Source organism: Ruegeria sp. AB9, from assembly GCF_056542585.1.
In genome coordinates this window covers 103,748-126,010 of sequence record NZ_JBQGAA010000004.1, presented here as the reverse complement: position 1 = coordinate 126,010, position 22,263 = coordinate 103,748, and the positions used below count along the sequence as shown (strand labels likewise).

Genomic DNA, 22,263 nt, shown 5'->3' with positions numbered 1-22,263 from the left:
CCATGCACCTTCTGCGCGCGATATTGGCCAGTGTTTGCCTGGCGCCGACGGCTCAGGCCTGCGATCTGGCTTTGGCATTGGCGGTGGATGTTTCCGGTTCGGTCGATAGCAGTGAGTATCGCATCCAGATGGACGGGCTGGCCGCAGGCCTGCGCGACCCGATCGTGTCCGAGGCATTAGTGCGCGGTCAGGCCCAGTTGATGCTGGTGCAATGGACCGGGTCGTCGCGCCAAAGGGTCACGATCCCTTGGACTCGTATCGACAGTTTCGCGGCGCTGGATCGGTTTGCTGATCAGGTTGCCGCAGATCCACGCATCTGGCGGAACTTCTCGACCGCGATTGGTGAGGCGCTGCATACCACTCTCAACGCTTTTGAGTCCGTTTCCGATTGCAAGCGGCGTCTGATCGATCTGTCGGGAGACGGCGTGTCCAATGAAGGGGTCGAACCGACACATGTTCATGCAGCTCTGCGCGACCGCGGCGTCGTCGTCAATGCATTGGCGATTGAAGAGAGCGAACCGGACCTGACGGCATATTTTTTTGAGAATGTCATTGTCGGTGAAGGTGCCTTTGTCGTTTCTGCCTCTGGCTTCGCTGACTACCCGGAAAGAATTCGCAAAAAACTGCTGCGCGAAGTGACGCAGCAAACGGCAGGCCTAAAATGACCGGTTAAGAGATTCGTGATCACATCCCTTTGGCCTTGAAATCGCTAACATTGATCAAGTGGAATGCAATATGTGATCACAAGAATATTTTGTGTGATCACATACTTGAATTATCCATCATTTTGCGTCGAATTTGGTGGTTTTTGCACCCGCAGCACGTGACAGTGTCGCAAAAAACAGTAAAACGTTCGGTAGCCAACCGAAAAGGAGCCGCCATGGCCGATGTAAATCGGGGCAACCGCCCACTTTCGCCGCATCTGTCGATCTATCGTCCTCAGTTGACGTCGGTCACGTCCATCCTGACACGCATCACCGGTAACGCCCTTCTGCTAGCGGCTTTGTTGATCGTCTGGTGGTTTCTGGCCGCAGCGACCTCGCCCGAGGCCTTTGCCGTGGCAAATGGCGTGATTACCTCGATGCTTGGTGATCTGGTGATGGCGTTGTCCGTTTGGGGCCTTTGGTATCACACGCTGGCGGGTGTGCGGCACCTGATCTGGGACAACGCGGTTGGTTTGGATCTTCCCACAGCAACAAAGCTGGGTTGGGCGGTCATCATCGGTTCGGTCGTGTTGACCCTTCTGACCCTTGTCATCGTCGCGTGATTGGAGGCCTGACATGCGTTATCTGACCGACCGTAAACGCGCCGCTGGCCTTGGCTCGGCGAAATCCGGCACCGCTCACTTCTGGGCGATGAAAGTCAGCTCGGTGGCACTGCTGATCCTTGTGCCGCTGTTTGTATTCACATTCGGCCCGGTTCTGGGTCAGCCGTTCGACGTGGTACTTGAATACTACTCGCGGCCCTTCCCAGCCATCGTGGCAGCACTGACGCTGGCGGTTGGCTTCAAACACTTCGCAGACGGTGCGCAGGTGATGCTTGAGGACTACGTTCACGGCACGCTTGAAAAGGTCCTGATCATTCTGGTGACCTGCCTGTCCTATGGCGCGGCAGCGGCTGGCATTTTCGCCATCGCACGCATTGCCCTTTAATTCCCGGAGCTGAAGAAAATGGCTGCATACGAATACGAAACGCATGAATATGACGTGGTCGTTGTCGGCGCCGGTGGGGCCGGTCTGCGGGCGACACTGGGTATGGCGGAACAAGGGTTGCGCACGGCTTGCGTGACCAAAGTTTTCCCGACCCGCTCACACACAGTTGCCGCGCAGGGTGGCATCGCTGCGTCGCTGTCGAATATGGGCCCCGACCATTGGCAGTGGCATATGTACGACACCGTCAAGGGCTCGGACTGGTTGGGCGACACGGATGCGATGGAATACCTGGCGCGGGAAGCGCCCAAAGCGGTTTATGAGTTGGAGCACTATGGCGTTCCGTTCAGCCGGACCGAAGAAGGTAAGATCTATCAGCGCCCCTTCGGTGGCCACACGACGGAATTCGGAGAAGGCCCGGCCGTGCAGCGCACCTGTGCTGCCGCTGACCGGACCGGACACGCGATTCTTCACACGCTGTACGGCCAGTCGCTGAAGAACAACGCTGAATTTTACATCGAGTATTTCGCCATCGACCTGATCATGTCCGATGATGGGCAGTGTCAGGGCGTCGTCTGCTGGAAGCTGGACGACGGCACGATGCATGTCTTTAACGCTAAGATGGTGGTGCTGGCGACTGGCGGTTATGGCCGCGCCTATTTCAGTGCGACCTCGGCCCATACCTGCACCGGAGACGGAGGCGGCATGGTGGCCCGTGCAGGTCTGGCGCTGCAGGATATGGAGTTTGTGCAGTTCCACCCGACCGGCATCTACGGTTCTGGCTGTCTGATCACGGAAGGCGCGCGGGGTGAGGGTGGATACCTGACAAACTCGGAAGGGGAACGGTTCATGGAGCGTTATGCGCCCCAGTATAAGGACCTCGCCCCACGCGACTATGTCTCGCGCTCAATGACTATGGAAATCCGCGAAGGGCGCGGTGTGGGTGGAGAAGGGGATCACATACACCTGAACCTGTCGCACTTGCCTGCCGAAGCTCTGGCCGAACGCCTGCCCGGCATCTCGGAAAGTGCAAAGATCTTCGCCGGTGTGGACGTCACTAAGGAACCGATCCCGGTTCTGCCAACCGTTCACTATAATATGGGTGGTATCCCGACGAACTATTGGGGTGAGGTTCTGAACCCAACTGCTGATGATCCGACCGCTGTGGTTCCGGGTTTGATGGCCGTGGGTGAAGCCGGATGTGCCTCGGTTCACGGGGCGAACCGACTGGGGTCGAACTCTCTGATCGACCTCGTGGTTTTTGGTCGCGCGGCGGCGATCAGGGCGGGCAAGGTTGTGGATGCCGAAGCTGCCAACCCGGTTCTGAACCAGGCGTCAGTCGATAAGGCGTTTGACCGTTTCGATGTGGCACGCAACGCCAGTGGTTCGATCCCTACCGCCGATCTGCGGCTTGAGATGCAAAAGACCATGCAGGCAGACGCGGCGGTATTCCGTACCGCCAAGACCATGGCGGAAGGCGTCGAGAAGATGACGGCGATCGCTGCCAAGATGGATGACCTGAAAGTCACCGACCGCTCGCTGGTCTGGAACAGTGACCTGATGGAAACGCTGGAACTGGCCAACCTGATGCCCAACGCGCTGGCTACAATTGTCGGTGCCGAAGCGCGTAAGGAAAGCAGGGGCGCTCACGCGCATGAGGATTTCAGCGAGCGTGATGATGAGAACTGGCGTGTACATACAGTTTCGCGTGTTGAGGGCAACAAGGTTGACCTCAGCTATCGTCCGGTCATTGTCGATCCGTTGAGCACCGAAGCCGAAGGCGGCATCAGCCTGAAGAAAATCGCGCCCAAGGCGCGGACTTTCTAGGGGGCTGGGAAATCAGGCAATGGTGTGCAAACGCCAAATACCCGCGGTCCTGACGCAGGCGAGCAGCCTGCGGTTGGAGTGTGTCTGGTGTTTGTCATGACGCTTGAGGTCCTGCAATCCGGATCCCACGATCCCAAGATCATCCTGATCGGGTTGAACCGCTGTGCGACGACCTCGTTTTACAAACTGTTTCTAAACAGTGGAATTCCGTCAGTGCATTGGGAAGATGAACAGGGCCAAAACCTTGCCCATTGCATGGTGACCAACATTGCCATGGGGCGCAAGCCCCTGGATGGGTTCGAGGCGGTCCGGGCCTTCACCGACATCGCCTTTGTCAACTCACGCTTCATGCTGGACGGCGCGCGGTTCTTTCGCGAACTGCACGCGGCTTACCCGGATTCCTATTTCCTGCTGAACACACGGGACCGGGAAGACTGGATTGCATCACGTGCCAACCACTCTAACGGGGGCTACCTTGCGCGATGCTGCAAAGCCAACGGCCAAACGGCCGAAGAGGTGAAACGGGGCTGGGCGCATATGTACGAAGTGCACCATGCCGAGGTCGAAGCTTTTTTTGACGGCAATCCGCGCTTTCTTCGCTTTGATATCGACCAGGATGACCCGCAATGCGTTGCAGATTGGCTCTCGCCGGATTTTGACGTGAACATTGCCCATTGGGGGCATTATAACCGAGGGGCGTCTGAACGCGCCCGGACAGGCTGAAAGGCGGCCTTGTGCTGAATGGAGAATTGACATGGTTCAACTGACCCTGCCCAAGAATTCACGGATTACGACCGGCAAGACCTGGCCCAAGCCAGAGGGCGCCAGCAACGTGCGCAAGTTCCAGATCTATCGCTGGAACCCGGATGACGGGCAGAACCCGCGCGTCGACACTTATTTCGTCGACATGGATACTTGCGGACCGATGGTTTTGGATGCTCTGATCAAGATCAAGAACGAGATCGACCCTACGCTTACGTTCCGTCGATCTTGCCGAGAAGGCATCTGCGGATCCTGTGCGATGAACATCGACGGGATCAACACGCTGGCCTGTATCTATGGCATGGATGAGATCAAGGGCGACGTGAAGATATATCCGCTGCCGCATATGCCAGTGGTCAAGGACTTGATCCCCGATCTGACGCATTTCTATGCGCAGCACGCCTCGATCATGCCCTGGTTGGAGACCAAGACCAACCGCCCGGCGAAAGAATGGAAGCAGTCCATCGAAGACCGCAAAAAGCTAGACGGTCTGTATGAATGTGTGATGTGCGCCAGTTGCTCGACCTCGTGCCCCAGCTATTGGTGGAACGGCGACCGCTATCTTGGCCCCGCAGCCCTTCTGCACGCCTATCGATGGATCATCGACAGCCGGGACGAAGCCACAGGTGAGCGTTTGGATGAGCTGGAAGATCCCTTCAAGCTCTACCGCTGCCACACCATCATGAACTGTGCCAAAACCTGCCCGAAGGGTCTGAACCCGGCCAAGGCAATTGCCGAAATCAAGAAGATGATGGTGGAACGCGCCGTCTAAGCGCAGCTGCGTTTTGCGGTAAGCGCATGTCCAACTTGCAAAATTAGGCGATGCGGTCCCGGCTGCATTGCCTTATTTTTTGGGCAGGGAGGAGTGATGAGCTTAAGTCAGGATCACTCCAGTGAGCAAAAACACATCCAAACAAAAAATCGACGCTCAAGAAGCGTTGGAACTGCTTGAACAGGCATGGGCCTATTATACGCCGGAACCCGCGAAAGCTGACAAAGAACCGGAGCTGTTCGAATACGCAAACGCGGCCTGATACGCGCGGCAAGGCTTGAAACCCGACGGTTTATCGGCAAAGCAGAGGGATGCCTGTTCTTCTGCTTCTTTTGGCGGCCGGGGTGTTCGCCTATTTTGTCTGGCGCTCGCGCCACTCAGCGCTGACGCGTGATTGTCGGTGGCGGCAAGACAAAAGCCATGGCGTCTGGCGGTGTAGCTTCTGCGGGGCGGAAGTTACCACTCAGGATCAGCCTCTTCGGTGTTTAAAGGAAAGTGATCTCTGAAAGTTATGACTTTTAGCGAGCAGAGTAATGCGCCACTCTGCTCCCTATGACCGGTTCTGAAATCACCACCTGCCCACCCGAAGATGCGGACGCCCGTCGTGCGGTTGCTCCTGTCATTTGTTACCCCAACGACGCATTGCCGCGACCCGATTTGACGAGGATGAAATCCCTGCGCGCACGAGCTGTCAAAACCGGCGAAGTGCTGATTCCACCGCGCGACGCGCGATGTTTTGAAGTCCCGGCAGGCCACTTCTTTCGCATCACCTCAATTGAGGGACCGCAGGTTGGCGATCTGAACTTGTGGAACCGCAATGACCTGTCCGAGCGGTTCTATTCCGGGAAAACCCGGGCGTTGCATGGCACGCACCTGACCGCCGGAGAAAGGATGTGGTCCAGTTTCCCTCACCTGCGCCCGATGGCCACGATTATTACGGATACGCTGGCTTGGTACGGAATCGATGCCTATGGTGGATCGGTTCATGACGTGATCGGCACGCGATGCGATCCCTATACGAGCAACCTGTTGTCAGGTTCGCAGTACCACCATTGCTGCCATTCCAACCTGACCCGCGCACTGGCTGATCATTTGAATATTCCTCTTACCGAGGCCGAATCCGCGGTGCATGATGTACTGAATGTCTTTATGTGCACAGGATTCACCCGCGACACAGGCCAATTTTTCATGAAAGCCTCACCTGTGCGACCTGGCGACTATCTGGAGTTCTTTGCCGAGATTGATCTGCTGGGTAATCTGAGTGCCTGCCCGGGTGGGGATTGCTCGTCCGAACACTCCTCGGATACCACCTATTGCCATCCGCTGCTGGTCGAAGTGTTCGCCCCGGTGGACGGAGATCTGGAGAGTTGGGAAAGCCCGGCGCGCAATGGTTACGACCGCACGCACGGGCGTTAGGACTGGCAGGCACCAGATGGTGCTTGCCTTTGTCAGCTGTTGGGGAATGCAGCCTGAAGCGCGATTTCCACCATCTCGCCAAAGCTGCTCTCTCGTTCAGACGAAGGCAGAGCCTCTCCGGTCAGCAAGTGATCGGAAACCGTAAGCACAGCCAAGGCCCTGCACTTGTGACGCGCGGCTAATATATAAAGCTCGGCCGCTTCCATCTCGACGCCCAGAATGCCGTGACGCACCATCTGCTCATTGAGATCCGGACGCTCATCATAAAAGACATCTGATGAGTAGATACCACCAACATGTGTCGGCGTTCCCTTTGCGGCAGCCGCGGCAGCCGCGGCTTGCAACAGCTGCCAATCGGCGCAGGGGGCAAAGTTGAGCTCTTTCATGATTCCGCGCGACGGTGTGCTCAGCGTGGTGGATGTCATGGCCAGAATAACGTCACGAATATTGACGCTGTCCTGCATGCCCCCGCACGAACCGATGCGGATCAGAGTTTTTGCATCGTAGTCGCGGATCAACTCGTTTACGTAAATGGAAAGAGAAGGCATTCCCATGCCACTTCCCTGTATCGTTACAGGATTTCCCTTCCAATTTCCGGTAAAGCCAAGCATTCCTCGAACGTTATTGACCTGTTTAACGTCGTCCAAAAATGTCTCGGCGGCCCATTTTGCCCGGTACGGATCACCAGGCAAAAGAACGGTTTCTGCTATTTCGCCTTTTTCGGCACCGATATGAATTGTCATTTTTCCGAAACGCTCTGATCAGATTTCCAAATCAGAAACATCTGCACCTGCCGTCAGCGCGTCATGTACCCATTGGGGCTTGCGACCGCGGCCAGTCCAGGTTTGCTCGGGATTTGCCGGATTACGATATTTTGCCTTTGTTTTTGTTGGCTTTACGCCGCGCGAAGCCTCTCCGGACAGTTCAGACAGCGAGAAGCCGAATTCTGCTGCGGCCTTTTCTGCCGCTTTCAAAGCTTCCTGACGTTCGCGCTTTTCGGCGCTTTTCAGAGCTTTGTCGACGTCGTCTCGTAATGCCAAAAGGTCTTTACGGGACATTTGCTCAAGATTGATCCCCATCATTCTTCTCCATTAGATGCAAATTACGGTGCACATGAGCGCGCACCGTAATTCTAAAAAGCAGCTTATTCCATCCCGAATTTTTAAAGGACATAAACAGGAAAAAAAGCGCTTTAAACCTCAGTTACTCCGCAGCGATGGTTTTGGGGTCTGCCAGAGTAATAATATCGCCCATTATCGCATTGAGTTCGAAGTTTTTCGGGGTATAGACCTTGGCCACGCCCATGGTTTTCAGTTTTTCGGCATCTTCATCCGGAATAATGCCGCCTACCACCACAGGAATATGAGTCAGCCCTGCGTACTGCAGACGTTCCAGAACGTCTTCGACCAGGGGCAGGTGGCTGCCGGACAGGATCGACAAGCCAATGACATGCGCGTCATCTTCACGGGCGGCTGCAACGATTTCCTCGGGCGTCAGGCGAATACCCTCATAGCTGATGTCCATACCGCAATCGCGCGCGCGGAAAGCAATCTGTTCTGCGCCGTTGGAATGGCCGTCCAACCCGGGTTTGCCCACCAGGAACTTCAGGCGGCGGCCCAGCTTGTCGCTGACAGCATCAACAGAGGCACGCAGATCATCCAGCCCTTCGGTCTTGTTGGAAACGGATCCCGAGACGCCGGTCGGACCGCGATATGTGCCATAGACCTTACGCATCTCCTCAGCCCATTCGCCTGTTGTCACACCTGCTTTGGCGGCTGCGATGGACGGTTCCATCACGTTTGCCCCAGTCTGCGCCGCTTCACGCAACGCAGCCAGTGTCGCTGTAACTGCAGCTTCGTCCCGCTCGGCGCGCCACGCGTTCAGGCGGTCGATCTGCTCCTGTTCCACTGCTGGATCGACGACCATGATGCCGCCATCGTCGGTCTGCAGGGGCGAGGCCTCGCCCTCCATCCATTTGTTCACACCGACAACAACGGTTTCGTTGCGCTCGATCCGGTTCAGGCGCTCGGCGTTGGAATCCACAAGACGGGATTTCATGTATTCAATTGAAGCGACCGCGCCACCCATCGAATCCAGATTGGCAAGTTCTGCCCGTGCGCCTGTCTTCAGTTCTTCTACTTTGGCATCAACAGCAGGGTTGCCATCGAACAAGTCATCAAATTCCAGAAGATCGGTTTCGTAGGCCAGAATCTGCTGCATCCGCATCGACCATTGCTGATCCCATGGGCGCGGCAGGCCAAGGGCCTCGTTCCAGGCGGGTAATTGCACGGCACGCGCGCGTGCGTTTTTCGAGAGGGTCACGGCCAGCATCTCGATCAGGATGCGGTAAACGTTGTTTTCTGGTTGCTGTTCAGTCAGGCCCAAAGAGTTCACCTGCACACCATAGCGGAATCGGCGGAATTTCGGGTTCTCAACGCCATAGCGCTGTAGCAAAATCTCATCCCAAAGATCCACAAAGGCGCGCATTTTGCACATTTCAGTAACAAAGCGGATGCCTGCATTCACAAAGAACGAAATTCGACCGCACAGGGCCGGGAAATCCTCGGCCGGAACACGTGGGCGCAACTCGTCCAGCACGGCGATGGCTGTGGCCAGCGCATAAGCGAGTTCCTGCTCTGGTGTCGCCCCCGCCTCCTGCAAGTGGTACGAGCACACGTTCATCGGGTTCCATTTTGGAACGTTGGTATAGCAATACTCGGCCACGTCCGCGATCATCTTCAGCGACGGTTTCGGCGGGCAAACATACGTGCCGCGGCTCAGGTATTCCTTGATCAGATCGTTCTGAACCGTGCCTTGCAGTTTCGAGACATCCGCGCCCTGTTCCTCGGCCACTGCGATGTAAAGGGCAAGCAACCAAGGCGCTGTCGCATTGATCGTCATCGATGTGTTCATCTGTTCCAGTGGAATCTGATCGAACAAAACCCGCATGTCGCCCAGATGACTGATCGGCACCCCCACTTTACCAACCTCGCCACGCGCCAGAGTATGGTCGCTATCATACCCTGTTTGCGTCGGCAGATCGAAGGCAACCGAAAGGCCGGTTTGGCCCTTGGCGAGGTTGCCGCGATATAGTGTGTTCGAGGCCTTGGCGGTGGAATGACCGGCATAGGTTCGGATGAGCCAGGGGCGATCTTTCTGCGTCTGCGTCATGAAGTGACCTCGCGTTTCGGTGGGCAATAAAATTACGTCTTGAGGTTCTAAAGCGCAATTTTCGGGACATGTCAATTCGCTGCGTTGCGGCATCCTTCAATTGTTCAGATTGTGAGTGGCTGCGATTGGTGGCAATGTGCGGCCATGACGCAAACCGTGGAACTTCCGCTTTGGCTTTTCGTGCTGATCGTGGTCTTTGCCATGGTCACTTTCGCATCGCATTTTCTGTTCCCGTCTGTCCGTTGGTTTTTCCGTCGGCGGCTGGAACGCGCGGTGGCACGCCTGAACCAGCGCCTTCAGCGCCCGATTCAACCCTTCAAGCTGGCGCGTCGACACGACATGATTCAGCGGCTGATTTATGATCCGCAGGTCGGTCAGGCCGTTCAGCAACATGCCAGTGAAACCGGAATGCCCGAGGCTGTCGCCTCTGAACGGGCGCGGCGCTATGCCCGTGAGATCGTGCCATCCTTTTCGGCCTTCGCCTATTTCAGCTTTGCGATTCGTCTGGCCCGGTTGCTGAGCAACACGTTTTACGAGGTGCGGCTTAGCTACCAAGACGAAGAATCCGTCAAGAATATCGACCCAGAAGCAACGGTTGTCTTTGTCATGAATCACCGGAGCAACATGGACTACGTGCTGGTTACGTATCTTGCGGCCCAACATTCTGCGTTGTCTTATGCAGTCGGAGAGTGGGCACGGGTCTGGCCGCTGAGCCGATTGATCCGGGCAATGGGGGCCTATTTTATCCGGCGAAAGTCCGGCAGTGAGCTCTATCGTCAGGTTCTGTCCACCTATGTGCGTCACGCAACTGAAGCCGGGGTGACCCAAGCCATGTTCCCTGAAGGTGGGCTGAGTCTGACCGGGGCCCTTGCCCGCCCAAAACTTGGACTGCTCAAGTATATAATGGACGGAACGTCGCCACAGGGACGTGATGTGGTGTTTGTTCCGGTCGCGTTGAATTATGACCGTGTGCTGGAAGACACCATCCTGACCCGGGCAGCGCTTGGCACAGAAAGGCGATTTCACGCGCGGATCGGTGTGATCACGCGCTGGATCCTGAAACAGCTTTGGCGGCGTCTGATCGGCCGATACAAGCGGTTTGGTCTGGCATCAGTCCGGTACGGAAGACCGATCTCGCTGAAGGACTTCCGGGCTGACGGCAATGGCGACATGATGACCGATCTGGCACGGGCACTAATGCAGCGTATCCAGCAGGCTATTCCGTTGGTGCCAGCACCTGCGGCCTGTTTGTTGGTGCGCGACAACGGGCCGATGCTTGAAAAAGACGTGCTGTCACATGTTCAGCAGATGATGGAGCGTGATGGCACGAGGACCGAGGACAATGCCGAGGCCATATCAAGTGCTTTGGATCAATTGGTTGAACGCCGGATTCTGAGTCGACAGGGAACAATGTTGACGGTTTCGGGTCAGCGTGGCGATCTGCTGGACTATTATGCAGCATCCGTTCCGGTTGTTTCAGGCAGCAATATTTCTGCATCCGCAAAATAGTTTTCTGCACTTGCTGGGTCATAAAATTACAAACCGAAGCCAAAAACGGTTGCAATATTACGCGACGCCCAATATTTCATTTCGAGAAGCGCGCGATTCTGCGTCGCGGCAAAGGTATTGAAAAAGGAGGCCAGCATGGCTTTGGACACCGACAGTGGTATCGCGTCGTACGAGGCACCCGAAAAAGATCTCTATGAAATGGGTGAAATCCCTCCCATGGGATATGTCCCAAAGCAAATGTACGCCTGGGCCATCCGTAAGGAACGCCATGGCGAACCAAACACGGCCATGCAGCAGGAAGTTGTCGACGTTCCGGCTCTGGACAGCAACGAAGTGCTGGTTCTGGTTATGGCTGCCGGCGTCAACTACAACGGTGTCTGGGCTGCTCTGGGTCAGCCGATCAGCCCGTTTGATGGCCACAAGGCACCCTATCATATTGCCGGTTCGGATGCGTCGGGCATCGTTTGGGCCGTCGGTGACAAGGTGAAGCGCTGGAAGGTAGGCGACGAAGTTGTCATCCACTGCAACCAGGACGATGGCGACGACGAGGAATGCAACGGTGGTGACCCGATGTATTCGCCCAGCCAGCGGATTTGGGGCTATGAGACACCGGACGGTTCGTTCAGCCAGTTCACTCGCGTGCAGGCACAGCAGCTCATGCCGCGCCCCAAGCATCTGACGTGGGAAGAGGCGGCGTGCTACACTCTGACTCTGGCGACGGCATACCGAATGCTGTTTGGCCACGAGCCGCACGATCTCAAACCGGGCCAGAATGTCCTCGTCTGGGGCGCGTCTGGAGGCCTCGGTTCCTACGCGATCCAGTTGATCAATACCGCAGGCGCGAATGCGATCGGGGTGATCTCGGACGAAAGCAAGCGTGATTTCGTTATGGGTTTGGGCGCCAAGGGTGTTCTGAACCGTCGCGACTTCAACTGCTGGGGTCAGCTGCCCACTGTTAATACACCGGAATATGCCGAGTGGTTCAAAGAGGCCCGCAAGTTCGGAAAGGCGATCTGGGACATCACCGGCAAAGGCAACAATGTCGATATGGTGTTCGAGCACCCGGGTGAAAGCACCTTCCCGGTCTCAACCTTCGTCGTGAAAAAAGGCGGCATGGTGGTGATTTGCGCGGGTACTTCGGGTTTCAACTGCACGTTTGACGTGCGCTACATGTGGATGCACCAAAAGCGCCTGCAGGGCTCGCACTTTGCCCACTTGAAACAGGCGGCAGCGGCGAACAAGCTGATGGTCGAGCGTCGCCTGGACCCCTGCATGTCCGAAGTGTTCACGTGGAACGACCTGCCTGAGGCGCACATGAAAATGCTTCGGAACGAGCACAAACCCGGCAACATGTCCGTCCTCGTGCAAGCACCCCGCACCGGTCTGCGCACCCTTGAGGAAGTCCTGGACGCAGGTTGATAACCCGCAAGAGTTGAAGACAAAAAGCACCCGCGAATCGCCTCGTCGGTTCGCGGGTATTTTGCGTTCTTCAAACCCCCGGTGATCTTTCAAATGCTTGCATTTTCGCCCATCGCTATTTTTGGGGAGTAGAAACCGGTGAATAGGCTGAAAAAGATCATACATGTTATGGTTGTGTTAACCCTTCGTTAACTGTTTCAGAGAGACCCTGATGGCGCAAAATGAGTGGATATTGGACGTATTGTCGGACCTCAATGTTTTCGCCGTTGCGAACGGGTTGAGCGCGCTCGCAGAACAGCTTGATGACACAAGACTGATCGCTGCGGCCGAGATTGCGTCCTTGAAGAACGAGGCACGGGCGCCCGCGGATGGCAACGAAGGTCGATTTGGGTCAAATCCTGCAGGATTTGGAAAACACCAACACGCTTGAAGAACTCAGTATCGTTGCAGAGCGTTTGCGGTACATTCTGAAGGTCGAGCACCTGACATATCATTGGGTGGACGGTGCCGGAGACCAATACGGTTACACCACCTACTCCGACGCCTGGGATGAGCGTTACAGGGAAAAAAACTATCACCGCATCGACCCCGTCATTCTGGGGTGTTTCCAGCGATTTCACCCTGTTGACTGGAAGTCGCTGGATTGGTCCGGAAAGGTGGCCAAAGCCTTCCTTATAGATGCGCAAAGCCACGGTGTTGGCAATCAGGGGTATTCAATCCCAATCCGTGGTCCGAACGGTCAATTCGCCCTGTTTACGGTCAATCATAATTGTGACGATCAAACCTGGTATGGCTTCATCTCGACCTATGGGCGAGATTTGATTCTCGTTGCGCACTACATCAACCGTAAAGCTCTGGAATTTGAAAAAGACAGGCAACCGGACTCCACGCGCAGCCTGTCACCAAGGGAAATAGACGCGATCACTCTATTGGCATTGGGTTACAATCGTGCCCAAGTGGCGCATTCTCTGTCGATTTCCGAGCATACGTTGCGCGTGTACATAGAAAGCGCCCGATCTAAACTGGGTGCCCATAACACGACCCACGCAATCGCAACGGCGCTAAGCCGGGGATTAATAGTCGTTTAAGGGCCGAGTGGCCTCCACACGTAATATTAACCACGACTCTGTACCCCCTTCGTTCCTGCACAGGACGACAAGGGGAACAAGTCATGTTGCGTTATTTATATGCCGATGAGTTACACAGATTTCCGGCTCTGGCAGAAGGGATGTTCAAAGATCGCGCGGATCAGTTCAAAACCCGATTGGGGTGGGATGTCCACGTCGATGATAAGGGGGAAGAGCGGGACGAATACGATAATCTCAACCCACTCTATGTCATCTGGGAAGAGCCGGACGGAAGTCATGGCGGGTCGATGCGGGTTCTTCCCACAACGGGCCGCGTGATGATCAATGAGGTGTTCGGGCACCTTAATGGCGGCAAGTCGATTTGCAGCCCGTTGATCTGGGAGGTGACCCGGTTCTGCCTGTCTCGTACTGCCAGCCCGCACACGGCCGGTGCCATCATGCTGAGCGGCGGTGAAATGATGGAAGGTTTTGGTCTGACCCATATCGCTGGCGTGTTCGATGCGCGCATGATCAGGATTTACCGCCTGATCGGATCATCGCCTGAGGTTCTGGGCACTCAGGGCAGTGGGCGTGATCAGATCTCGGTTGGGTTGTGGCCCTATTCCGCGGACGATTGCAACCGTGTGGCGGACAGAGCCGGCATCCCGCGAGAGCTGTCACGGATGTGGTTCAAAACCGCGTTCGGGCCCAAGACGCAGCACCGCTTCGCCCGGTCTGCCTAAGTGTCGGAAAACACAATTCCACATCTGGTGATGGTTGGCGCGGCCCTGTAGGGTCGCGCCATGTCTTTGCCAAATGTGACCTTCTCAGACGATCAGGCCGCCGCGTATGACAACATCGCCGAGATGCTGCGGTCGGCAGGTGTTGATCTGGAAGATGATGCCCTTCTGAAGCTGCCGGGGGCAGGGAAATCCGGTGTAATGGCCGTGATCGGCAAAGCCGGTTCGGGCAAAACCCTACTGTTGGCCGAGCTATACAAGGCTCTGGCTGAGACGGGTGTTCAGATCGTGTCCGGCGATTACGAAAGCCGCAAATCGAAAGACAAGCGCAGCCTGGCTATTCTGGCCCCCACGAACAAGGCCGCAAGCGTACTGCGCTTGCGCGGAGTGCCCGCAACCACAATACACCGTATCCTGTACACGCCAGTCTATGACCCGGAATACGAACGTATCGCCGAATGGCTGGCCGGCAACGACGAACGCCCCGAAATCGAAGGCTTGACGGACGAAGCGCTGGACCGCGCCGCTGCATTTTACCAAAACAACAAATCGATCCCCGGGGCGTTGGCGGCCGCTGGCCTACGCGGATCAGACTTCATCACAGGGTGGAAGCGTCGTGACGAACCTTTGGATATCGGGTTCGTCGATGAAGCCTCCATGCTGGATGATCGCCAGTTCGAAGACCTTAAAGAAATTTTCCCGACCCTTCTGCTTTTTGGTGATCCGGCGCAGTTGGCGCCGGTGAATCAATCCGGCAGCATGGTTTTCGAAACCCTGCCCGAGCCGCGCAAACTTACGTTGCAGCGGGTGCACCGGCAGGATGCAGACAACCCAATCCTCGATCTGGCTCACGCCCTAGCTGATCCGACGATGGGTTTCGAGGATTTCGAACGGTTGGTCGAAGATACTGCCCGCCGGGATGACCGCGTCGTCTGGGGCCAGCGCGTTGAAGTTGATCTGATGGCACGCAGCCCGGTTCTGGTATGGCGCAACGCCACACGTATCCGCCTGATTCAGGCCTTCCGCCAAGTCCACGGCGCGCCGGATACGGAGTTGCTGGAAGGAGAGCCGCTGATCTGCGACGGGATCGAATTGCCCCTCAAACATCGCAAGAAACGTCTGGACCTAGAGGCGCGTGGGCTGATCAAAGGGGCTCAGGTTGTTTATCTGGGGCCGGGACGGAAGCCGGGATTCTCGCGCTTGCATGTGATGGGGGCCGAAGACCCGCAGGTCAGTGCTGCCTCGATTGTTCAGATCGAAAAACCGGATGAGGAAGAGCCGTTCATTCCATATGCCGCCCGCATGGGGGCGACTTTCCTGCACGGGGCGGCCGTAACGATCCACAAAGCGCAAGGATCACAATGGGACACGGTGCAGGTGTTCGCTCCTGACATTTACGCCGCTGCTCGTATGGGGCGGACTGAGGCCGGACAACCATTGTGGAAACGATTGGCATATGTGGCGATCACGCGCGCGCAAGAGCGGTTGATCTGGGTGGTACGTAACCGCCTGTCGAAACCCACTCACCCCTTGCGTGTGGACGATTTGCGGGCAGTGCCGGCGGCCTCGCTGACATTGGAGGCGGAAGAGACATGAAATCCATCATCGTAACAGGTGCCAGTTCAGGTATTGGTCGGGCAACAGCCCAGCTGTTCTTGTCCGAAGGGTGGACGGTTGGACTTTTGGCGCGGAGCGAAGACAAGCTGGAAGCTCTTGCAAAAGAGCATCAGACGGCCATTGTGCTGCCTGCGGATGTGACCGAGCCGGACGCCGTTGAACGGGCGTTCCGGTCCTTCACAGACCGAACAGGGCAGCTGGATGTGTTGTTCAATAACGCTGGTGTCTTTGCGCCCGGCGGCACGATTGACGAGATCGCTTTGGACGACTGGTACCACAGCGTCAACGTAAACCTGAACGGCATGTTCCTGTGCGCTCGCGAAGCCTTCAGGATCATGCGCCACCAAAACCCGCAAGGCGGACGAATCATAAATAACGGCTCTATCGCCGCGCACGTTCCGCGCCCGAATTCGGTGCACTACTCGGCGACAAAGCACGCCATTACGGGGCTGACGCGTAGCCTTTCGCTGGATGGGCGATCTTTTGGAATTGCATGCGGGCAGATCGATATCGGAAATGCGCGCACGCAGATGGTTCAGGGCCTTGTGGATGCGGCGCAAGAAGCTGGCGAGGCGCCTGATCCGACCATGGCCGTCGAAGACGCCGCGCGTTCGGTCCTACATATGGCAAGCCTGCCGCCTGAAGCGAACGTGCAGTTCATGACTGTCATGGCCACGACCATGCCCTATATCGGCAGGGGTTGATCGTTATTTTTCCCGCAACAATCGGAATGCCGTCGAGGCTCCCCAGCCCGCCGCAATCGCAATGACCAGCGACATCAGGCCGTACCAGACGGGCTGTTGGCGGGACATATTGTACAGAATGCGCTCCAGCCCGACCTTTCGGACATCAATGATCGTTTCATATTGTGAGACGACCTCTCCACCGCGGGTCAGAAAAATCCGGGCGGTATAATCGCCTTCCGTCAGGTCTGCAGGCATATCGATTGAAGTACGGAACAGGGTCTGTTCGTCCACAGCCACGGTGTTTTCACGGATGGAATACAGGTGTTCAGCTTCACGGATGCGTATCACAGCATCCGCAAAATCCTGCGCGCCCCGGATGTGCATTGCGGCACCGACCGAGCGGATCGCACGCTCAACCGAAATACGGTAACGCAGGTCCTCGGTGTCGGACAGGATTTCGGTCAAAGGTCCGCTGGTGGCGACGGCGTAAAAACTGGGTGCGAGGTCGACCAGAACGCTGTCTGTGTTCACCCAAATCCCCAGTTTGCGTTCCTTGCGTCGGACGGTGACGGGTTCGGACGGACCGGCAACCGCGACAATGACTTCAACTGGCGGGCCCGATGGAATTGGAGTCTCCCGTTTGATTGCTCCAAAAATAAGGAGCTCGGACCCGTCAAATGTGGCGGTGATAGCAACCCGGTCCTGGCTTAGGCCAAGAACAACCTGCTCTTCGGCCGCCACTGCGGGCAGGCAGAACAAGCATAGTGCGGCGATGAGCGAACGCAGCATTCTTAGTGCCCTCCGCCACTGCCAAGCGAATATAGCTCGGCAGGTTCAAGAAGCAGGTCAAGTGCCAGCTTGCCACATACGGCCAGAACCAAAGCGGCCAGCAACACGCGTAGTTGCTCAGCGGGCATCCGCGCCCCAATCACGGTTCCGATCTGGGCGCCAATGACGCCGCCCACCAGCAACAAAACAGCCAGAACAACATCAACCGTATAGTTGGTGGTGGCGTGTAGCATCGTGGTAAACGCTGTCACAAAGATGATCTGAAACAGCGACGTGCCAACAACAACCTTTGTCGGCATGCCCAGCAGATAGATCATAGCCGGGACCATGATGAAGCCGCCGCCAACGCCCATGATGGCCGACAAAACCCCGACGCACAGTCCGACCAAAGCCGGTGGAATGACCGAGATATAAAGGCCCGAAGTGCGGAAACGCATCTTGAACGGCATGGCATGAACCCAGCCACGCTGGCGGCGCTTGGCAGGGGCGGCCCCACCTTTCTTGGCCTTGCGCAATGCCCTGAGGCTTTCGACAAACATAAGGCTGCCGATGATGCCAAGGAAGACCACGTAACAAAGCGTCACCAGAAGATCGACCTGACCCAGACTTTTGAGGTAGTTGAAGACCACCACGCCCAACGCGGCCCCGATCAAACCACCTATCAGCAGCACGGTTCCCATTTTAAGGTCTACGGTCTTTCGTCGGAAATGCGCCAGAACACCGGAAAAGGACGATGCGACAATCTGATTGGCTTCGGTCGCAACAGCCACTGCCGGTGGAATGCCGATGAAGAACAATAGCGGCGTCATCAGAAAGCCACCACCGACACCGAACATTCCGGACAGGATGCCGACCATGCCGCCCAACCCCAACAAGAGGAAGGCATTTACTGAGACTTCGGCGATGGGAAGGTATATCTGCATGGGCTCTTCTAGTCGCACTGAGTTGAGAGGCACAACGCCGTAGCGCCGCATTCGCCTAAATATTTCAAAAACAGAATGTGACTAATCGGCACATACACCCTGACCTGCCTGAGCGCATTGATCGGGTCCGCGGGCGTCTGCCAGTTTGCAGGAAGGTACACACTCATACCCTCTTAGAGCCGTTGCGGCATGCAAAATCAACTCTGCATGCCGCCCCGCAGCGAACAGGACTGAAACTCAGTTCGTAACTGGCCCTATCAGCGCTCTTTAACGTAGGGTTCACCGCCCGCCCGAGGTGGAATGGCTTTGCCGACAAACCCGGCCAGAATCACCACCGTCAAGATGTAGGGCAGGGCGTCCATCACCTGCACCGGAATCACAACGCCACCCAGATCGATATTCTGGAACCGCAGTGCGACAGCCTGCAGCAAACCAAACAGTAAGCAGGCCCACATGGCATGCCACGGGCGCCACTTGGCAAAAATCAGTGCAGCCAGTGCGATAAAGCCACGACCGGCAGTCATTTCTTTGACAAACCCCGCCTGCAAGGCTGTGGCCAAATAAGCGCCTGCAATACCGCACAGCACGCCACAGATGGCAACAGCCGCGAAGCGAAGACCGACCACCGACACACCTGCCGTGTCCACTGCCGCGGGATTCTCACCCACGGCTCGCAAGCGCAGACCAAACCGGGTGCGATACAGAATCCACCAGGTCGCCGGAACCATCAGAAACGCGATATACACCAGGATTGAATGACCCGAGAGTAGCTCGGAATAGATGGGACCAATAATCGGCACGCCGTTCACGGACTCGGAAAACGGGAAGTTGATGGGTTCGAAACGTCCTCCGCCGAAAAGCGACGGTGTTCGCCCACCTTGCTGAAACCAGCTTTGGGCGACCAGAACAGTCAGACCCGAAGCAAGAAAGTTAATGGCCACGCCTGAGATCAACTGGTTGCCCCGGAACGTTATAGACGCGAGCCCATGCAGACCCGACAGCAATAGTGAAGACGCGATACCGGCCAGCAGACCCAGCCAAACAGACCCCGTGACCGCCGCGATGGCAGCGGAAAAGAATGCCGCCATCAGCATCTTGCCTTCAAGGCCAATGTCGAAGATGCCGGCGCGTTCCGAAAAAAGTCCGGCCAGACAGGCAAGAAGCAGCGGTGTAGACAGGCGGATGGTCGAATCCAGAACCTGAATGAGGGTAACGAAGAATTCCATCACTCAGCCCTCTTCCGCATACCAAGGAACAGTTTTTCTAGTGGCATTCGCACCATGTTATCCAACGCACCGGTGAACAGGATGACCAGCGCCTGAATGACCACAATCAGCTCTCGCGGGATCGAAGCCCACAACGCCAGCTCGGCGCCACCCTGGTACAGGAACCCGAACAAAAGCGCGGCCAGCAATACACCGAACGGATGTGACCGCCCCATCAGGGCCACGGCGATCCCAATGAAACCCGCGCCCTCGGTCGAGTTCAGAACCAGTCGCTCAGCTTCACCCATGACGTTGTTGATGGCCATCAGACCCGCCAGCCCGCCCGAGATCAGCATCGCAATAATGGTGATACGCACTGGCGAAATACCGGCATAAACGGCGCCGGTCTCGGAATGGCCGTAGGCACGGATCTCATAACCCAGGCGCGTGCGCCAGATCAGCGCCCAGACAACGACACAGGCCAGCAGCGCGATGAAGAAGGTGATATTTGCCGGGGCGCCTCGGAATACCACGTTCTCTGCGGTCGAGAACATCTCCTGGAACGAGGGCAGATGCACGCTTTCAGAGAACCGCGCTGTGGCCGGGTCTTGCGAGCCCTGAGGGCGCATGACGTTGACCAGCATGTAGTTCAGGAAAGCAGCGGCGATGAAGTTGAACATGATCGTGGTGATCACGATGTGGCTGCCGCGCTTTGCCTGCAGATAGGCCGGAATGGCAGCCCAAAGCGCACCGAACAGCATCGACGCTGCACAGGCTGCAAGCAAAGCAATGCTCCAATGCGGCCAGTCGACATACAGGCAGACCATGGCCACGCCAAGCCCGCCCAGCATCGCCTGACCTTCGCCCCCGATGTTGAACATACGGGCGTGGAAGGCAACGGCTACCGCAAGACCTGTGAACATGAAGTTCGTTGCATAGTAGAGCGTATAGCCCCAGCCATAAGTCGATCCCAACGCACCGGTGACCATCAGTTGGACGGCCTCGACCGGGTTCTCGCCGATGGCGAGGATAACCAGCGCCGAAAGGATTGCGGCCAGTATCAAACTGATCAGCGGGATCAGAATGACATCGGCCCATTTAGGCATTTTTTCCATGTTACGCGGCCTCTCCCGCAACACCGGCCATAAGCAGGCCCAGTTCTTTTTCGTCTGTTTCATGGGGCAGGCGTTCCCCCATGATATGTCCGTCAAACATCACCGCGATCCGGTCCGAGAGCGAGAAGATTTCTTCCAGTTCGACAGACACCAGCAGGATTGCTTTGCCCTGATCGCGCAGTGCAACGATCTGTTTGTGAATGAATTCGATTGCGCCAATGTCCACACCCCGCGTGGGTTGCCCGACCAGCAGCAGGTCGGGGTTGCGTTCGATTTCACGTGCAACAACGATTTTCTGCTGGTTGCCACCGGAGAAGCTTTTGGCTGCCAGCCAGGGATTGGGTGGGCGGACGTCGAATTTCTCGATCTTGGCTTCGGTATCGGCACGCAACGCTGCGTTGTCCATAAAGATACCGCGTTTATAGGCCGGGTCGCGGTGATACCCGAAGGCTACATTCTCCCAAGCGTGGAAATCCATGATCAGACCTTCACGCTGCCGGTCTTCGGGCACATGGGCGATGTGCTGCGCGCGGCGGGCCTGACCATCTGATCCTACGCCACTCAGTGCCAGTGGTTCACCGTTTAGTTTGATCATCCCCTGACCCGGACGCATTCCGCCAAGAACTTCCAGCAATTCGGATTGCCCATTACCAGCCACGCCAGCAATGCCGACGATCTCACCCGCGCGTACGGTCAGGTCGATGCCTTTGACCCGTTCAACGCCAGCGGAATCAAAAACACTCAGCTTTTCGATCTCGAGGATGGGTTTGCCGGGTTTCGCAGGTACCTTGTCGACCTGCAGCAGAACCTTGCGGCCGACCATCAGTTCGGCAAGTTCCTCCGGACTGGTCTCAGAAGTCTTGACAGTCGCCGTCATTTGCCCGCGCCGCATGACCGAGACAGTGTCGGTGTTTTCCATGATCTCGCGCAGCTTGTGTGTGATCACGATGATCGTTTTCCCCTCGGCCCTCAGACGGTCGAGAATGCGGAACAGCTGATCGGCCTCAGCCGGGGTCAGAACGCCGGTTGGTTCGTCCAGAATCAGAATCTCGGCCTTGCGGTACAGCGCCTTCAGGATCTCGACCCGCTGTTGCACTCCCACGCCGATCTCGTCGATGCGCTTGTCGGGATCGACGAACAGCTCGTATTCTTCCTCAAGCTCTTTCAGTTCTTTGCGGGCTTTGGCCAGAGACGGGGCCAGCAGCCCGCCATCCTCGGCGCCCAGAACGATGTTTTCCAGAACGGTGAAGTTTTCCACCAGTTTGAAATGCTGGAATACCATCCCGATGCCCGAGGCTATGGCCGCCTGGCTGTCGGGGATGTCGGTCTTGGTGCCGTTGATCCAAATCTCACCTTTGTCGGCTTTGTAGAAGCCGAAGAGGATGCTCATCAGAGTGGATTTGCCCGCACCGTTTTCACCGATGATCCCATGGATCGTACCGGGGGCCACGCTGATAGAGATGTCTTTGTTGGCCTGAACCGGCCCAAAGGCTTTGGAAATCCCTTTGAGCTCAATGGCTGGGACGGTCATGTCTTGCCCTCAACTGCCGAAAAAACCCATCCGGCTGATGGCTCGGATGGCAAATTGGGTGGCGA

General features: G+C 56.7%; 22 protein-coding genes. 14 read left to right on the top strand and 8 right to left on the bottom strand.

The window, feature by feature from the left end; all coding sequences use genetic code 11:
• Positions 1-2 precede the first annotated feature (2 nt).
• The 8 genes from ACR0K5_RS12175 to ACR0K5_RS12140 all read left to right on the top strand — a co-directional run bounded on the left by ACR0K5_RS12175 (position 3) and on the right by ACR0K5_RS12140 (position 6,426).
• The gene (locus tag ACR0K5_RS12175) at positions 3-665 is read left to right on the top strand and encodes a DUF1194 domain-containing protein (protein WP_480629919.1); all 663 of its coding nucleotides are present in this window, start codon (positions 3-5) and stop codon (positions 663-665) included.
• 215 nt (positions 666-880) lie between these two features.
• Positions 881-1,267, top strand: coding sequence for a succinate dehydrogenase, cytochrome b556 subunit (gene sdhC / locus ACR0K5_RS12170; RefSeq protein ID WP_480629918.1), 387 nt, complete (start codon positions 881-883; stop codon positions 1,265-1,267).
• Positions 1,268-1,280: 13 nt separating this feature from the next.
• Entirely contained in the window at positions 1,281-1,652 is a 372-nt protein-coding gene (sdhD, locus tag ACR0K5_RS12165; RefSeq protein ID WP_117870336.1) for a succinate dehydrogenase, hydrophobic membrane anchor protein, read from the top strand.
• Positions 1,653-1,670: 18 nt separating this feature from the next.
• Positions 1,671-3,476 carry a succinate dehydrogenase flavoprotein subunit gene (sdhA, locus tag ACR0K5_RS12160; RefSeq protein ID WP_480629917.1) on the top strand — a complete coding sequence of 602 codons (1,806 nt, stop codon included), beginning with the start codon at positions 1,671-1,673 and terminating at the stop codon, positions 3,474-3,476.
• Positions 3,477-3,572: 96 nt separating this feature from the next.
• On the top strand, positions 3,573-4,199 hold the full coding sequence (locus tag ACR0K5_RS12155) for a sulfotransferase (RefSeq protein ID WP_480629916.1): 627 nt from the start codon (positions 3,573-3,575) through the stop codon (positions 4,197-4,199).
• A 31-nt stretch (positions 4,200-4,230) separates the two neighbouring features.
• Positions 4,231-5,010 (top strand): succinate dehydrogenase iron-sulfur subunit, encoded by a 780-nt coding sequence (locus ACR0K5_RS12150; protein WP_480629915.1) that lies wholly within the window; start codon positions 4,231-4,233, stop codon positions 5,008-5,010.
• Between the two features lie 121 nt (positions 5,011-5,131).
• Positions 5,132-5,272: a hypothetical protein gene (locus ACR0K5_RS12145; protein WP_480629914.1), complete on the top strand. Its 141-nt coding sequence runs from the start codon at positions 5,132-5,134 to the stop codon at positions 5,270-5,272.
• A gap of 290 nt (positions 5,273-5,562) precedes the next feature.
• Positions 5,563-6,426 carry an urea carboxylase-associated family protein gene (locus ACR0K5_RS12140; RefSeq protein WP_480629913.1) on the top strand — a complete coding sequence of 288 codons (864 nt, stop codon included), beginning with the start codon at positions 5,563-5,565 and terminating at the stop codon, positions 6,424-6,426.
• Between the two features lie 32 nt (positions 6,427-6,458).
• Here ACR0K5_RS12140 and deoD read toward each other — a convergent pair whose 3' ends face one another.
• The 3 genes from deoD to ACR0K5_RS12125 all read right to left on the bottom strand — a co-directional run bounded on the left by deoD (position 6,459) and on the right by ACR0K5_RS12125 (position 9,690).
• The gene (deoD, locus tag ACR0K5_RS12135) at positions 6,459-7,169 is read right to left on the bottom strand and encodes a purine-nucleoside phosphorylase (protein WP_480629912.1); all 711 of its coding nucleotides are present in this window, start codon (positions 7,167-7,169) and stop codon (positions 6,459-6,461) included.
• Positions 7,170-7,187: 18 nt separating this feature from the next.
• The gene (locus tag ACR0K5_RS12130) at positions 7,188-7,505 is read right to left on the bottom strand and encodes an H-NS histone family protein (protein WP_480629911.1); all 318 of its coding nucleotides are present in this window, start codon (positions 7,503-7,505) and stop codon (positions 7,188-7,190) included.
• A 124-nt stretch (positions 7,506-7,629) separates the two neighbouring features.
• Positions 7,630-9,690 (bottom strand): methylmalonyl-CoA mutase family protein, encoded by a 2,061-nt coding sequence (locus ACR0K5_RS12125; protein WP_480629910.1) that lies wholly within the window; start codon positions 9,688-9,690, stop codon positions 7,630-7,632.
• Between the two features lie 51 nt (positions 9,691-9,741).
• On the opposite strand from ACR0K5_RS12125, the gene ACR0K5_RS12120 reads away from it, so the two are divergent.
• From ACR0K5_RS12120 to ACR0K5_RS12095, 6 genes are all read left to right on the top strand, one after another.
• Positions 9,742-11,106 (top strand): 1-acyl-sn-glycerol-3-phosphate acyltransferase, encoded by a 1,365-nt coding sequence (locus ACR0K5_RS12120; RefSeq protein WP_480629909.1) that lies wholly within the window; start codon positions 9,742-9,744, stop codon positions 11,104-11,106.
• Positions 11,107-11,241: 135 nt separating this feature from the next.
• A complete protein-coding gene (gene ccrA, locus ACR0K5_RS12115; RefSeq protein WP_480629908.1) occupies positions 11,242-12,525 on the top strand; it encodes a crotonyl-CoA carboxylase/reductase in 1,284 nt (427 codons plus the stop codon).
• Positions 12,526-12,893: 368 nt separating this feature from the next.
• Positions 12,894-13,613 carry a helix-turn-helix transcriptional regulator gene (locus ACR0K5_RS12110; protein ID WP_480629907.1) on the top strand — a complete coding sequence of 240 codons (720 nt, stop codon included), beginning with the start codon at positions 12,894-12,896 and terminating at the stop codon, positions 13,611-13,613.
• 83 nt (positions 13,614-13,696) lie between these two features.
• Complete coding sequence (locus tag ACR0K5_RS12105) at positions 13,697-14,335, top strand: acyl-homoserine-lactone synthase (RefSeq protein WP_480629906.1); 639 nt, start codon at positions 13,697-13,699, stop codon at positions 14,333-14,335.
• A gap of 60 nt (positions 14,336-14,395) precedes the next feature.
• Positions 14,396-15,928, top strand: a complete 1,533-nt coding sequence (locus ACR0K5_RS12100) for an ATP-dependent DNA helicase (protein WP_480629905.1) — start codon at positions 14,396-14,398, stop codon at positions 15,926-15,928.
• Complete coding sequence (locus ACR0K5_RS12095) at positions 15,925-16,653, top strand: SDR family oxidoreductase (protein ID WP_480629904.1); 729 nt, start codon at positions 15,925-15,927, stop codon at positions 16,651-16,653. The genes ACR0K5_RS12100 and ACR0K5_RS12095 overlap by 4 nt, the downstream gene beginning before the upstream one ends.
• A 3-nt stretch (positions 16,654-16,656) precedes the next feature.
• Here ACR0K5_RS12095 and ACR0K5_RS12090 read toward each other — a convergent pair whose 3' ends face one another.
• From ACR0K5_RS12090 to ACR0K5_RS12070, 5 genes are all read right to left on the bottom strand, one after another.
• Positions 16,657-17,424: a TIGR02186 family protein gene (locus ACR0K5_RS12090; protein ID WP_480629903.1), complete on the bottom strand. Its 768-nt coding sequence runs from the start codon at positions 17,422-17,424 to the stop codon at positions 16,657-16,659.
• A gap of 2 nt (positions 17,425-17,426) precedes the next feature.
• Positions 17,427-18,347, bottom strand: a complete 921-nt coding sequence (locus tag ACR0K5_RS12085) for a sulfite exporter TauE/SafE family protein (protein WP_480629902.1) — start codon at positions 18,345-18,347, stop codon at positions 17,427-17,429.
• A 257-nt stretch (positions 18,348-18,604) separates the two neighbouring features.
• A complete protein-coding gene (locus ACR0K5_RS12080; protein WP_480629901.1) occupies positions 18,605-19,573 on the bottom strand; it encodes an ABC transporter permease in 969 nt (322 codons plus the stop codon).
• Positions 19,573-20,667: an ABC transporter permease gene (locus tag ACR0K5_RS12075; RefSeq protein WP_480629900.1), complete on the bottom strand. Its 1,095-nt coding sequence runs from the start codon at positions 20,665-20,667 to the stop codon at positions 19,573-19,575. The genes ACR0K5_RS12080 and ACR0K5_RS12075 overlap by 1 nt, the downstream gene beginning before the upstream one ends.
• A gap of 1 nt (position 20,668) precedes the next feature.
• The gene (locus tag ACR0K5_RS12070) at positions 20,669-22,198 is read right to left on the bottom strand and encodes an ABC transporter ATP-binding protein (RefSeq protein WP_480629899.1); all 1,530 of its coding nucleotides are present in this window, start codon (positions 22,196-22,198) and stop codon (positions 20,669-20,671) included.
• Positions 22,199-22,263: the final 65 nt, after the last annotated feature.

Bases quoted from the DNA above. Each gene is read 5' to 3' on its own strand.
- ACR0K5_RS12175 (WP_480629919.1), top strand. From the start codon at position 3: ATGCACCTTCTGCGCGCGATATTGGCCAGTGTTTGCCTGGCGCCGACG.
- sdhC (WP_480629918.1), top strand. From the start codon at position 881: ATGGCCGATGTAAATCGGGGCAACCGCCCACTTTCGCCGCATCTGTCG.
- sdhD (WP_117870336.1), top strand. From the start codon at position 1,281: ATGCGTTATCTGACCGACCGTAAACGCGCCGCTGGCCTTGGCTCGGCG.
- sdhA (WP_480629917.1), top strand. From the start codon at position 1,671: ATGGCTGCATACGAATACGAAACGCATGAATATGACGTGGTCGTTGTC.
- ACR0K5_RS12155 (WP_480629916.1), top strand. From the start codon at position 3,573: ATGACGCTTGAGGTCCTGCAATCCGGATCCCACGATCCCAAGATCATC.
- ACR0K5_RS12150 (WP_480629915.1), top strand. From the start codon at position 4,231: ATGGTTCAACTGACCCTGCCCAAGAATTCACGGATTACGACCGGCAAG.
- ACR0K5_RS12140 (WP_480629913.1), top strand. From the start codon at position 5,563: ATGACCGGTTCTGAAATCACCACCTGCCCACCCGAAGATGCGGACGCC.
- deoD (WP_480629912.1), bottom strand. From the start codon at position 7,169: ATGACAATTCATATCGGTGCCGAAAAAGGCGAAATAGCAGAAACCGTT.
- ACR0K5_RS12130 (WP_480629911.1), bottom strand. From the start codon at position 7,505: ATGGGGATCAATCTTGAGCAAATGTCCCGTAAAGACCTTTTGGCATTA.
- ACR0K5_RS12125 (WP_480629910.1), bottom strand. From the start codon at position 9,690: ATGCCGCAACGCAGCGAATTGACATGTCCCGAAAATTGCGCTTTAGAA.
- ACR0K5_RS12120 (WP_480629909.1), top strand. From the start codon at position 9,742: ATGACGCAAACCGTGGAACTTCCGCTTTGGCTTTTCGTGCTGATCGTG.
- ccrA (WP_480629908.1), top strand. From the start codon at position 11,242: ATGGCTTTGGACACCGACAGTGGTATCGCGTCGTACGAGGCACCCGAA.
- ACR0K5_RS12110 (WP_480629907.1), top strand. From the start codon at position 12,894: ATGGCAACGAAGGTCGATTTGGGTCAAATCCTGCAGGATTTGGAAAAC.
- ACR0K5_RS12105 (WP_480629906.1), top strand. From the start codon at position 13,697: ATGTTGCGTTATTTATATGCCGATGAGTTACACAGATTTCCGGCTCTG.
- ACR0K5_RS12100 (WP_480629905.1), top strand. From the start codon at position 14,396: ATGTCTTTGCCAAATGTGACCTTCTCAGACGATCAGGCCGCCGCGTAT.
- ACR0K5_RS12095 (WP_480629904.1), top strand. From the start codon at position 15,925: ATGAAATCCATCATCGTAACAGGTGCCAGTTCAGGTATTGGTCGGGCA.
- ACR0K5_RS12090 (WP_480629903.1), bottom strand. From the start codon at position 17,424: ATGCTGCGTTCGCTCATCGCCGCACTATGCTTGTTCTGCCTGCCCGCA.
- ACR0K5_RS12085 (WP_480629902.1), bottom strand. From the start codon at position 18,347: ATGCAGATATACCTTCCCATCGCCGAAGTCTCAGTAAATGCCTTCCTC.
- ACR0K5_RS12080 (WP_480629901.1), bottom strand. From the start codon at position 19,573: ATGGAATTCTTCGTTACCCTCATTCAGGTTCTGGATTCGACCATCCGC.
- ACR0K5_RS12075 (WP_480629900.1), bottom strand. From the start codon at position 20,667: ATGGAAAAAATGCCTAAATGGGCCGATGTCATTCTGATCCCGCTGATC.
- ACR0K5_RS12070 (WP_480629899.1), bottom strand. From the start codon at position 22,198: ATGACCGTCCCAGCCATTGAGCTCAAAGGGATTTCCAAAGCCTTTGGG.